We start from the raw sequence: 12,894 nt of genomic DNA, 5'->3' as shown, positions 1-12,894 counted from the left end.
AGACAATCCCAGAGGGCTTTATCTCCCTGAGCGTACTAGGATAATTACCTAGAGTTAATGTGCGCCCCACATTACTAAAAACAATCTAATTCTTGAGTTTTCTGGATTTGGGCTTACGTTAGTTTCCCTAGCTATGTTTTTCGTGGTTTTCGCCACCCACTATTTGTCTCCTTGTGCGACACTTTCGAGTTCAAGCTCCACCCCTATTTCAGGCTTACTGCAACACTCTGGGAATTCAAACCAATTCCATCCTATGCGTTGTTAGTTTTATGGTCAAACATTGGTCGGCTTTTCATCTCATCGGTAAAACCGAGAGCCTTTGCTGCGCAACGTTTCACGAACAATCCGACATTTTAGGTAACGGATGAAAAGCAAAGGCATTGCAGGAAGTTCAACACGAAGTACCCCAACTTGCTTGGCCGAAGTTGGGGTTTCCAGCAACAACTCAACTTGAGGAGAAGGGAATTCTGCCCGACATTAGGTTAAAGACTCAGGTTAAAAACTCAGCTTAAAGACTCCAAATAGTCTCGCACCCGATTACGCCGTTTCGGTTGACGAAGTTTTTGTAAGGCTTTGGCTTCAATTTGTCGCACTCGTTCTCGGGATAACTCCAGCGCTCGCCCAATTTCTGCTAAAGAATAGGGCTGTCCGTTGTTCAAACCGTACCGCATTTGAATCACATCCCGTTCCCGACTGGTCAAATCCGTGAGCATATTTTGCAGTTCTCTAACCAAGGCTTCCCGCATTAAGGCGTCTTCAGGAGAAGCTTCTTCCGTTTCTAAGAGATCCCCTAATTCCGTGTCTTTTTCCTTACCGACCTTAATTTCTAAAGATACAGAACGGGGTACCTTTAACAAGACTTCTCGCACTTGATCCGGGGTCATATCTAGTTCTTTGGCGATGTCCTCCGTTTTGGCAGTCCGTCCCTTTTCTTGGGAAATCTTGCGTTGGGCTTTCTTAATCTTATTTAACTTCTCGGTGATATGGACTGGGAGGCGAATGGTGCGGCTTTGAGTGGCGATCGCTCTAGTAATTCCTTGACGAATCCACCAGTAAGCATAGGTACTGAAACGATACCCTTTCGTCGGGTCAAATTTTTCCACCGCTCGTTCTAATCCCAGCGTTCCCTCTTGGATTAAATCCAACAACTCCAGACCCCGATTTTGGTATTTCTTGGCCACCGAAACCACTAAGCGCAAATTCGCCTTAATCATGTGTTCCTTGGCGCGAATCCCCAATTTTTGGATCTGCTCCAACTCCTCACTACTCAAATCCGCCAAAATTGCCCAGTGGAGTTTCCCACTCCAGAGGGCTTGTTTGAGGTCTACCACATCCAAATCCAACGCCCCGGCCCAACGTTCCCAAGAGGGGCGATGGCCTAACTGCGCCGCTAAACGATCATGAGCTTCTATTAAACCCACAAAGCGCGCCATTACCGAGTTTTGATAGGATGCCAGTAGATGACCAACCAGTAACTGTTCTTGGACTAGAGGAGAACCCGCCCCCTCTAAAATGGCTTTAATCAGCACCACAGGAGTTGGTCGGCGAGCCGCCACCGCCCTCTGAGTCCGCACATTCAGCAAAGTCACATAGCGTTGAATAATTTGTGCCTCGGAGACTTCCTCATCGCGTTTCAATAAGGGGACGCGACCAATTTCGGTTAAATACAAACGCACAAGGTCAGTCGTGTAGCGACCCGACCTTTTCGGAGTCTCTAGGTTGGAGTCTGAGCCGTCCCAATCCTCCTCCATGAAATCCGACGACAGCCCTTGGGCTGAGTCGTTAGACTCCTCAAAGGGGAAATCAGGGGTTTGAGACAATTCTAAATTGTCTTCCGGGGGGCTGATAGAGAAAGGAGGGGTTGGCATGGTAATTTCTCAATAACAAGCGGGGGCAACAACAGCATTAATCCGATTGGTCTGATTTAAGTTAATCCTAGTCAAGATTTGGTGTTGTGATGCAAACTGTGATCCATCTCCCCTGGATAGAATGCGTTTAAGCAAATCGCGTATCAATGATAGAAGGGAATTGTGTGAACACAGTGAGGACATGAGAACATCCTTGACCTTCAGTATAGAGAGAAAATACCTTCTCAGTAGTGACTTTCGTCAAAGGATATGTTAATCTACATCACTTGTCCCCCAGATTCCTGAAACGTGAGTAATTTTATCTAGGGTTAAAATTATAACTATTTTAGTATCACTGCGAGTTGAAAATTGGGCCCCCTCAACTCTGAATCAATTGTTTAATTCCAGTGGGTCTGGAAAAAAGGACTGGTAAAGTGGAGGATGGCTGAAACTAGCCATCTTTAATCGATTCATCTGAAAAGACCTATGCCCATTTCCCACGCTCAACCTGCTCTACTGGTGCTGGCTGATGGTACCTCCTACCGTGGCTTTTCCTTCGGTGCGCCCGGCACAGCGATTGGTGAAGTTGTGTTTAACACCGGAATGACCGGATACCAAGAGGTTTTGACTGACCCTAGCTATTGCGGCCAAATTATCACCTTTACCTATCCGGAGTTGGGGAACACGGGAGTAAATGCCGAGGATGAAGAGTCCGCCCATCCCCAAATCCGCGCCGTGATTGCCCGTAATATTTGCTATCGTCCCAGTAATTGGCGCTCCACCCAATCCTTACCGGACTATCTCAAACAACATCGCATTCCGGGGATTTATGGCATTGATACCCGTTCTCTCACCCGAAAAATTCGCACAGTGGGGGCAATGAATGGGGGTATATCAACGGAAATTCTGGATCCCGATGAGTTGTGCCGTCAAGTCCAAGGCGCTCCTTCCATGGCTGGACAGAATTTAGTCAAGGAAGTGACGACCAAAACACCCTATGAATGGTCTGATGTGACCGAGGGAAACTGGGAATTCAAAGAAGGAGAAGCTATCACTGATGAACCGTTAAAGGTGGTGGCGGTAGATTTCGGGGTAAAACGGAACATTCTCAAGCGTTTGGCTAGCTATGGCTGCCAGATTACGGTGGTTCCGGCGAATACGCCCCCGGACGAGATTCTCAAGTACAACCCTGATGGTATCTTTCTGTCTAATGGTCCTGGCGACCCCTCGGCGGTTCAGGAGGGCATTGTTACGGTGAAAAGCCTCTTGGAAAGTCAAAAACCCATGTTTGGCATCTGTATGGGGCATCAGATTTTAGGGCTGGCACTGGGGGCGGAAACGTTTAAGTTGAAGTTCGGTCATCGGGGGTTAAATCAACCCTGTGGTTTGAGTCAGAAGGTGGAAATTACCAGCCAAAATCATGGTTTTGCGGTGACGGCGGAATCATTAGGGGAGGAGATTGAGATCACCCATTTTAACCTGAATGACAAGACGGTGGCGGGTTTGGCTCATAAGAATCTGCCCTTTTTCTCGGTGCAGTACCACCCGGAAGCCAGTCCTGGCCCCCATGATGCGGACTATTTGTTTGAGAAGTTCGTCCGTCTGATGGCGGAAAATCGGGCTGCCCAGAATTAGACGGGGGAAGGGGGCGATCGCGATTTTTCGATTTCTTTTGCCCAAAAAGACCGAATAACCGATATACTAGAGCATTGATTCTATAAGGCTACAGTGAGGAGGAAGTTATTCCTGAAGCACTTAACCTAACCGTAAGCTTAAGGGGCACGCGAGAAGTTAGGGAAGATTGCCAAATATTTCGGCTAACTGGGTTGCTTGACGCTTTTTCTGAACCCACTTTTCGGAAAGTGTTAAGTGGCTGTATTGAGACCGGCCCCAAACATATTATTCTGGTGCTATCGCAAATTGACTTTGTGGATAGTTCCGGACTCGGTGCGCTCGTGCAGTTAGTCAAGCAGGCGCAAAACCAGAATGGAACGGTTCAAATTGTGACGAACGCCCGTGTAACCCAAACGGTGAAACTGGTTCGCTTAGAGAAGTTTCTGTCTTTACAACCCTCGGTTGAGGAGGCACTAGAGAATATTCAAAGTGCCTCCTAGGGGGTAAGACCCAACAGTCATGCTCTGTTAAACGCTTTCTGATGTAATATGCTAGGAAGGCGTTTTAGCAGGTGTTTCCCCGAGTCTAGAAGTCTTAAATCATTGCGATCGCGTCCGCCAACAGGAGGGGAGACGGGGTTTTGTTGTCTTATCCCCTCCTACCCTGCTCAAATCCCGGTTCTACGGGAAGGTCGGTTTTTGTGATTCAACCCTCACCCTCCAGCCAATCTGATCCCAGTTCCTGGTTAGCGGAACCGTGGGGGGGAGTTGGTGCGCTGACCTCTTCCCTCAAAGGGCAACCTGTGGAACGTCTCTCTCCCCTCGCCTTGGCCTATCTCGGGGATGCCATCTATGAGCTTTATATTCGTCAGTATTATCTATTTCCCCCCCGTCGGATTGCTCAGTATCACCAGCTTGTAGTGTCTCAAGTCCGTGCAGAACGCCAGGCCGCTCAGTTACAATTACTATTGCCTCAATTAACGCAGGAAGAGTTAACCATTGTCAGACGGGGACGTAATGCTACCCATCGCCGTCCTTCCCGTTTAGCTCCGGCCATTTACCAGCAGGCAACCAGTTTAGAAGCTTTGGTTGGCTATTTGTATTTAACGAATCCCCAGCGCCTTCATGATTTGCTGGTGCAGTTGCCATTGGATTAGAGTTTTTAAGTTTTGCCTTTAACTTCTACCCGTTTTTTTGTCAACTCTATACTAGGACTATTGTATTATGGATATGCCTCGTTCTTCCCCTAAATCTTCTCCTGCCCGTCCCACTCGGGGCGGTGGTAAGGCTGTTGGGAAACGGATTCGTGCTCGGGTGAAAGGGAAACCCGCTCGGCGCGGAGAGGAGCGGTTTTCTCACGCCAAACCTGTCCCCCATCGAGTCGCCAAACGTTCAGAACAACGCTCAGAACAGGGCGAGAGTCGGGATTTTGCCAGTCGGAAGAAAATTGTCACCTCCAGCCATCAACGGGATTCTGGAGCAGGAGATCACCTAGAAACACCGGAAAATCCAGACTTGATCTATGGTCGTCATGCGGTGTTAGCGGCCTTAGAAAGCGATCGCCAACTCAATCGCCTCTGGATTATTCCCCGTCTACGCTATGATCCCCATTTCCACTCCCTGATTGAACAGGCTAAAACCAAAGGAACCGTCGTCGATGAAGTCGCCCCCCGTCGTCTCGAACAGATGACCCAAGGCGCAAACCATCAAGGCGTGGCCGCCCAAGTTGCCCCCTATACCTACTGGGAATTAGCCGACTTAATCGCCCAAGCAAAAAGCAAAACAGAGCATCCGGTGATTTTAGTCGCCGACGGGATCGAGGATCCCCATAACTTAGGGGCGATGATTCGCACGGCCGAAGCGATGGGATCGCAAGGATTGGTGATCCCCCAACGGCGCGCTGTGGGGATCACGTCTGGGGTGACGAAGGCCGCCACGGGAGCATTAGAAAATTTCCCCGTAGCGAGGGTGGTTAACCTCAGTCGAGCCTTAGAAGACTTGAAGACGGCGGGTTTTTGGATTTACGGCACTACGGCCGGGGCAGAAACCCCCCTGCATAAGGTGAAATTTGAGGGTGCGATCGCCTTAGTCATTGGTTCCGAGGGCAAAGGTCTGAATTTATTAACCCAGCGCAACTGTGATGTTCTGGTTTCCATCCCCACCACGGGAAAAACCCCCAGTCTCAATGCTTCCGTTGCCACCGCCATGACCCTCTATGAAGTCTATCGCCAACGCTGGAGCGAAGCGGTTTATTTGGAAACTGTGTCTGAATAGACTTTAAAAAAATGAGCATCCAGAGTATAAAGAGAGTGAAAAATCCGTCATCGTTAAGTATTGTAAAGAGCAAGGCGTTATAATGCCGGGTTGAATCCTGCTAAATCGGGGAAGAACATGAAAGATACTGTGGTTCAGATTCTTAACTTCTTTGGCTGGGCATGGTGGGTGGAAGTGAAAACCGAAAACCCCCGTTGCACCTATTACTTTGGCCCGTTCGCCAATCAACAAGAAGCCCAAGAAATGAGTAGTGGATACGTTGACGACCTCAAAGACGAGGGAGCGCAAGGCATTAGTGTTTATATCCAACGCATGAAACCGGATGAATTAACGGTCTTTGATGAGTTGGGGGAGACTCCTGACCATGAGAGATTCCCCACTCTTAGTGGTCAGTTATCCTAGGGGCGCAGGGGAGGAGAAATGAAGGGCAGTCTAAACCCTGTTGTTAGGGTCTGGTCAGTGGGTGTTAGCTTGCCCGACATTCATCTCCTTACTGCGTCACTTCAGGATGAGCCTTGAGCCACTCCTGAAGGCGTGCTTGTAGGGCGCTGGGAACTTCCCAAGGGAATAAATGGGCTGTGTTGTGATAACAGTGCCATTCACAGTTAGGTAAAGCCAGAGCGGTTTCTCGACTCGACTCGGGGGTAATGTGAACATCCTCTGACCCGGCGAGCATGAGACAAGGGGCCGTGATCTGTTGGAGATCCGGCAGTCGGTTATACCCAGAGCGGAGGGCTTGGCGCAGGGCTTGATGAGCCAAGGGAGAGGTTTGGTAATAGGCGGGGGTTCCTTCACGGGCTAGGTAGCCGTAAGCTTCGGCGGTGTGTTGTTGAAGTAGATACCGAAAAAGAGAGCGTTTGCCCCATTGTTCAATATTCCAATGCCAGCCCGGTCGCCAACTGTTCAGGAATCCGGCGATGCCTGTGGCGCATAATTCAAAGGGGGTGGTTTTGGGATGACGGCCTCGGGGACGGGCAGCGGTGCCGATGAGAATTAAGCCAGAATAGCGTTGAGGCGATCGCAACATTAACTCCAACGCCAGAATTCCCCCCAAAGACCAGCCCAACAGCAAGCACCGTTCAATCTGCCTCTGATCTAGTAATGCCTCCAAATCCTGCAAATGTTCAGACAAGGTGAAAGGGATGGGAGTCCGACTTTGACCATAGCCCCGCAAATCCGGAGCCAGAGTTAAACACTGCTCGGAGAGGGGATCCGTAAAAACCGACATAGCCCGTCCTGATCCCGGATGGCCATGTATACATAACACCGGAAAACCCTCCCCCTTAACGTGAGTGTAGATGGAACGACTCCCTAACAAATTTGCTCCAAACATTTTTTAGCCTGCTCAGATTCATTTTTACTAAAATCTTCGGGTCTTTGATACTCCCTAAAAATTTTTTCGATTCTTTCTAGAGAGATTTCTTCCATAAAATCAACTCTTCTTTCCTCGTATAATAAACCTGTTTTATAAATATAGTTACCAATTTTAGAATTCTTCTCACCAATTCCAATATTAGGAATCCCTAAAATATCAGCCACAATAATTGAGTGTAAACGATTCCCAAAATGGAAGTCCATTTTACCCAAAATTTCTAAAGCTTCTTCGGTCTGATTCCATGAATGAACTATACAGTTTTTCTCAGGAATATACTTCCTTAACAACTCATGAAAACGATTATCATTATTTTCTTGTCCAACATGACAGGGGAGTAGATGAATAACCGTATTATATTTTTCGATCAGTGGCATTAATTGCTGACTATAAAACTTAGCTCGACCATCCCCCCACCAAAACATTCCAGAAAATGATATTTCCTTAATCTCAGAACGACGAAAACTGCTCAAAAATGGATCGTATATGCTTAAATCTAAAAAAGCTAAATCCCCACCTAAACAAACATTCCTATGATCCTTGTTCAAGTTTTTAGCTAACTCATAGGAAGAAGAGTCCCGACAATACAGAAAGTTAGCTTTTTTAAATAGGTCATAACTTGAATCTTGTACTTCTGACTTTATTCCTTCCAAACCAATTCCTAAGAACCCAAATTGCTTCCCCATGATTTGAGTAAGACCCTGCATTCTCAGTAAATTCGTCGGTTTACTATCAATATTTAAAGTTCCCCCACCCCAAAAAATCTTGTCCGTTTTTAAAATCAACCCTAGACGTTTTAGCTTAGAGAGTTGCTGACTTGACCAAAAATCAATCTTGTTGCTAGTTTTAGGGTAATAGTTTGCTTTACATATTACATCAACTTGAGTCACATCAAGTCTCTGATCAAAATAATTAGTAAGCTGCTTGACAAATAAATCATCTCCGAGGTTTTTCTGTCCGTAATAACCCATCAACAGAATTTTCATAAGCTAGTTTCAAGTCATTTTGATGATGAATAGGTTCTCCGGCTTGAATGGGGTATCTATTGCGATGAAGAGGGGTTGACCCCTTGAACCATTCTAGCCTTGATTAGTTGAAAAGAACTGGTTTTCCGATGAGGAGATCAACATCTTACAGTCGTGTCAAGGGCAATTCACCCAGAAGGGTCTTGACGCGATCGCAACATTAAAACTCCAACACCAAAATCATCCCCCAAGACCAACCGAACACCCCACTCGTAACACCATCTCCCAAAATCCCTAGCCTAGTCAGTGACAGCCTTTAACAACACATCCGTTAAGCTCATACTTTCCATATCATCAATCGTAATCGTATTGACAATATCAAACTTAGCCCCGATGTCTTCTAGTTGCTTATCCAAAGCCACTAGAAACTGGGTCGCCAACTTATCCCGTCCCACCTGAATCAGAGAGATCCCTAATTCCTCATCCCGATCAATTTTGCGCGACGCTTCCACAATCAAGCGCATCACAGGTTTCCGCTCATCCGGTTCCCCATCCGTGATCACCACAATGGTTTCCCCATTAGGTTTCGTCTCCCCGGCCTCCTTGCGCTGGAAATAATTATCTAACGCATCAAACAAAACACTAGCCAGATCAGTTTTTCCCATAGGATCATGTTCTTCAAACACCTGAGAGACTTTATCAGACGTAACATTGTCATAGCGTTTAAACCGACCCGAGAACAGATAAACCGTAATTCCATCAGGATCCAACTCCTCGCAGCGTTTCGCCAAAGCAAGGGTTGATTCTTGCACAGCTTGCCAGCGACTTTTGCCCCCCGGTTGGTCTTGAGTGGACATACTGCCGCTTTTATCGATAATCAACGTATAATCCCGTTGTTCAACAATTGAACCACTACCCACAGTTGGATTAACCTCCTCTTTTGGTGCTGTTCTTAATCTAGCGGATTCTGTCCCCTCCAGACCTTGAGAAAAAGCAAAAGTTTCTAGTCCCTGATTCCCAAGTCTATCCGGTAGAATCTCCCAGACAAATAATTCTCCTATCCTAGACCTGCATCCTCTCCAATGTTCGTTATTGGGCTTCAGCCCTGAATCCAACGCGCTAAAGCGCAACTACAAACGACAGCGGATAAACGGGGAAAAAGAGGGTTGCAGTTGGGGAAAACGTGGGTTAATCTAGGGGAATTTTAAAGCGATAGAAGGATACAGTAATGAAGCCTTGGAGTTGGTTGGTAGTGGGTGGGGTATTGTTGTCGGGGCTGGGGGTGAATGCAGCCAAGGTGAAAGGAGCAACCGTGGAAATAGCCCAAGCCCCCAACTCCGCCGCCCTTGAAGAAGCGGAACAACTGAATCAGCAAGTGATTCAACTTTATCAAGCGGGGCAGTATGAAGCCGCCATTCCCTTGATGGAAAAAGTCTTAACCCTTCGCCAGCAGGTATTAGGAACAGAACATTCTGATGTCGCCAATAGCCTCAACAACTTGGCCTTTTTATATGAAGCCCAAGGTCGATACTCCGAAGCCGAACCCCTCTATCTTCAAGCCTTGGAAATGAGGAAACGCCTCTGGGGAACAGAACATCTTGATGTAGCAACCAGCCTCAATAACTTAGCCGGATTGTATTCCTCCCAAGGTCGATACTCCGAAGCCGAACCCCTGTATCTTCAAGCTTTGGAGATCAGAAAACACCTTTTAGGAGAAGAACATCCGGCCGTAGCCACCAGCCTCAATAACTTAGCCTTTTTATACTCCTCTCAAAGTCGGTATGCAGAAGCCGAACCCCTCTATCTTCAAGCCTTAGAGCTATATAAACGGTTATTAGGTGCAGAACATCCTAATATAGCAGCAACCCTCAATAACTTAGCCTTCTTATACTCATCCCAAGATCGATACTCCGAGGCCGAACCCCTCTATCTTCAAGCCTTAGAGCTATATAAACGGCTGTTAGGCGCAGAACATCCTGATATAGCAGATAGCCTCAATAACCTAGCCGGATTATATGAATCCCAAGGGCGATACGCAGAAGCCGAACCCTTGTATCTTCAAGCCTTAGCGATGAGAAAACGCCAATTCGGGGCAGAACACCCTTCCGTCGCCCAAAGCCTGAACAACTTGGCGGTTTTATACTCATCCCAAGGTCGGTATCCAGAAGCCGAACCCTTATATCTTCAAGCTTTAGGCATGAGAAAACGTCTACTCGGGGCAGAACATCCCTCCGTCGCAGACAGCCTCAACAATTTAGCCGAATTGTACCGTTTCCAAGGCCAATACCCAAAAGCCGAACCCCTGTATCTTCAAGCCTTAGAGATGAGAAAACGCCAATTCGGGATAGAACATCCCCTCATCGCCCAAAGCCTCCATAACTTAGCCGGACTATATGAATCTCAAGGCCGATATTCCGAAGCCGAACCCTTGTATCTCCGGGCTTTAGAGATCAATCAACGTCTATTAGGAACAGAACATGGGTCTGTCGCCACTAGCCTCAATAACTTAGCCACATTGTATTATGCCCAAGGTCGATATCCAGAAGCCGAACCCCTCCTACGCCAAGCCTTAGAGATAAGAGAGCGCCTCTGGGGAAAAGAGCATCCTGATATTGCAACCAGCCTCAATAACTTAGCGGAATTGTACCGTTCTCAAGGTCGATATAGAGAGGCTCAACCTCTCTATATTCAAGTTTTAGAAATGAGGAAACGCCTCTTCACAACAGAACATCCCGCTCTAGCCACCAGCCTGAATAACTTGGGCTTTTTGTACTTATTGCAAGGAAGATACCTAGAAGCAGAACCCCTGTTCCGTCAAGCCTTAGACATGAGAAAACATCTATTAGGAGAACAACATCCCGATGTAGCGGCCAGTCTTAACAACTTGGCCTTACTCCATCAATCCCAAGGGGATGTCACTCCGGCCATTAACTTCCTTCGTCAAGGTTTAGAGATAGAAGAACACAACCTTGACACCATCCTCGCCACAGGTTCAGAATCCCAAAAACAGGATTATATGAATACCCTCCGAGGTACCACTCAATCCGCCATTTCCCTCCACCTACAAACCGCCCCCAACGACCCCGCAGCCGCACAACTCGCCCTCACCACCCTCCTCCGTCGCAAAGGACGCATCCTAGAAGCCGTTACGAACAACCTGCAAACCCTACGCCAAAACATCACCCCAGCCAATCAACAACTCCTTGATAACCTCACTAAAACTCGTTCCCAACTCGCCACCCTTACCTTCAATCCCCCCGAACACCTCCCCCCAGAACAATATCGCCAACAACTGACCCAACTGCAAACCCAAGCCAATCAACTAGAATCCCAACTCGCTCGCAACAGTGCAGAATTTCGTCAACAAACAAAACCCGTTACTATCGAAGCCATTCAAGCCCTCATCCCCGGTGATGCCGCTTTAATTGAACTGGTGATTTATCGACCGTTTAACGCCAAAGTGCCACAAGGAGAACAATGGGGAGAACCCCACTATGGGGCTTATCTTCTCCAATCGAGTGGCCCCCCGCAATGGGTAGACTTAGGACCAGCAGCGCCCATTGATGCCCTTAGAGTGCGAGTTCACCGCGACCTCACCAATTCTGCTCGTCGTCCTGAAAATTCACTCAAACCCAATGCCCGTCAATTGGATGAAATGCTCATGCAGCCCATTCGCGCTCGACTGGGCAAGACCAAGCACCTCCTACTCTCTCCTGATGGAGCCTTGAACTTGCTGCCATTTGCGGCCTTGGTGGATGAGAATGGACAGTATTTAGTCGAGAATTACTCCATTACCTATCTCACCACGGGACGCGATTTAATTCGCTTCCAAGAGTCTCTCCCCAGCCAACACCCGCCCCTCATCCTAGCCAATCCCGATTATCGCCAAGCCCATTCCCTATCAATTGTGGCCAGTCGTGGCCGGGGAGAGGCTCAACGGTCTTTAGATTTGGGGGAATTAACCTTTGCGGCTCTTCCCTATACAGAAGTAGAAGGGAAAGCTCTGCAAACCTTACTCCCGGAGGCCGTTGTTTTAATGGGGGATGAGGCGACGGAAAATGCCCTCCAACAAACCCAATCCCCTCGAATACTTCACTTAGCGACTCATGGCTTTTTCTTGCCGGATATAGCCAGTCCAGAATTTGCTGCGCCCCAATCCCTCAGTAGGTTACTCTCCAAAGAAAATCCCCTCTTACGTTCTGGTTTAGCCTTGGCGGGGTTTAATCAGCGCCGCAGTGGGGATGAGGATGGGGTTTTAACGGCCTTGGAGGTGGCGGGGTTGAATTTGTGGGGAACTCAGTTAGTGGTGTTGTCGGCCTGTGAGACGGGCATAGGTGAGGTGAATAATGGGGAGGGGGTGTATGGATTGCGTCGGGCGCTGGTGATGGCGGGGTCCGAGAGTCAAGTGATGAGTTTGTGGAAGGTGTCGGATGAGGGGACGAAGGATTTTATGGTGGAGTATTATGAGCGGATTTTGAGGGGTGAGGGACGAGGGGAGGCGCTGCGTCGGGTGCAGTTGGGGATGTTAGGGAGTGAGCGGTATGGGCATCCGTACTATTGGGCGGCGTTTATCCCGTCGGGGGATTGGCGAAAGATAGGAGAGTGAACCGTGAACCGTGCGTCAGTCATTAAAATAACTGTAAGATGACTGTTTCTCCCACCAGTTAATTGGTCTGACGCACTCTACACACTCCTAGAACAACAGTTGAATTAAATTTTACACATTTCTGTCACAAAATTCGTCATTTTTTCAACGCAAAAATGGATTAAGCAGAGTAAATAAAGGTCAATCAATGTTTAAATATTCCTCCCAAATTTTCATA

10 protein-coding genes are annotated in these 12,894 nt (G+C 47.9%); 6 read left to right on the top strand and 4 right to left on the bottom strand.

Annotation, left to right across the window (positions count from 1 at the left end):
- Window positions 1-503: 503 nt before the first annotated feature.
- Window positions 504-1,868 (bottom strand): RNA polymerase sigma factor SigC, encoded by a 1,365-nt coding sequence (gene sigC, locus SPI9445_RS25965; protein WP_017306007.1) that lies wholly within the window; start codon window positions 1,866-1,868, stop codon window positions 504-506.
- Between the two features lie 465 nt (window positions 1,869-2,333).
- On the opposite strand from sigC, the gene carA reads away from it, so the two are divergent.
- The 5 genes from carA to SPI9445_RS0117145 all read left to right on the top strand — a co-directional run bounded on the left by carA (window position 2,334) and on the right by SPI9445_RS0117145 (window position 6,136).
- Window positions 2,334-3,482, top strand: coding sequence for a glutamine-hydrolyzing carbamoyl-phosphate synthase small subunit (gene carA / locus SPI9445_RS0117165; protein ID WP_017306006.1), 1,149 nt, complete (start codon window positions 2,334-2,336; stop codon window positions 3,480-3,482).
- 107 nt (window positions 3,483-3,589) lie between these two features.
- Window positions 3,590-3,961 (top strand): STAS domain-containing protein, encoded by a 372-nt coding sequence (locus SPI9445_RS0117160; RefSeq protein WP_026079888.1) that lies wholly within the window; start codon window positions 3,590-3,592, stop codon window positions 3,959-3,961.
- 200 nt (window positions 3,962-4,161) lie between these two features.
- Entirely contained in the window at window positions 4,162-4,617 is a 456-nt protein-coding gene (locus SPI9445_RS0117155) for a Mini-ribonuclease 3 (RefSeq protein ID WP_017306004.1), read from the top strand.
- Window positions 4,618-4,684: 67 nt separating this feature from the next.
- A complete protein-coding gene (rlmB, locus tag SPI9445_RS0117150) occupies window positions 4,685-5,734 on the top strand; it encodes a 23S rRNA (guanosine(2251)-2'-O)-methyltransferase RlmB (RefSeq protein ID WP_017306003.1) in 1,050 nt (349 codons plus the stop codon).
- 117 nt (window positions 5,735-5,851) lie between these two features.
- On the top strand, window positions 5,852-6,136 hold the full coding sequence (locus SPI9445_RS0117145) for a DUF1816 domain-containing protein (RefSeq protein ID WP_017306002.1): 285 nt from the start codon (window positions 5,852-5,854) through the stop codon (window positions 6,134-6,136).
- 88 nt (window positions 6,137-6,224) lie between these two features.
- On the opposite strand, the gene SPI9445_RS0117140 is transcribed toward SPI9445_RS0117145, so the two are convergent.
- The 3 genes from SPI9445_RS0117140 to SPI9445_RS0117130 all read right to left on the bottom strand — a co-directional run bounded on the left by SPI9445_RS0117140 (window position 6,225) and on the right by SPI9445_RS0117130 (window position 8,976).
- Window positions 6,225-7,067 carry an alpha/beta fold hydrolase gene (locus tag SPI9445_RS0117140; protein WP_017306001.1) on the bottom strand — a complete coding sequence of 281 codons (843 nt, stop codon included), beginning with the start codon at window positions 7,065-7,067 and terminating at the stop codon, window positions 6,225-6,227.
- Entirely contained in the window at window positions 7,046-8,092 is a 1,047-nt protein-coding gene (locus SPI9445_RS0117135; protein WP_017306000.1) for a polysaccharide pyruvyl transferase family protein, read from the bottom strand. The genes SPI9445_RS0117140 and SPI9445_RS0117135 overlap by 22 nt, the downstream gene beginning before the upstream one ends.
- Window positions 8,093-8,370: 278 nt before the next feature.
- On the bottom strand, window positions 8,371-8,976 hold the full coding sequence (locus SPI9445_RS0117130; protein ID WP_026079886.1) for a vWA domain-containing protein: 606 nt from the start codon (window positions 8,974-8,976) through the stop codon (window positions 8,371-8,373).
- 323 nt (window positions 8,977-9,299) lie between these two features.
- On the opposite strand from SPI9445_RS0117130, the gene SPI9445_RS0117125 reads away from it, so the two are divergent.
- Window positions 9,300-12,677 (top strand): CHAT domain-containing tetratricopeptide repeat protein, encoded by a 3,378-nt coding sequence (locus SPI9445_RS0117125; protein WP_017305998.1) that lies wholly within the window; start codon window positions 9,300-9,302, stop codon window positions 12,675-12,677.
- Window positions 12,678-12,894 lie beyond the last annotated feature (217 nt).

Origin of the sequence: Spirulina subsalsa PCC 9445, from assembly GCF_000314005.1 — a bacterium.
Classification (GTDB): Bacteria; Cyanobacteriota; Cyanobacteriia; order Cyanobacteriales; family Spirulinaceae; genus Spirulina_A; species Spirulina_A subsalsa.
This window is presented reverse-complemented; position numbering and strand designations above follow the sequence as displayed.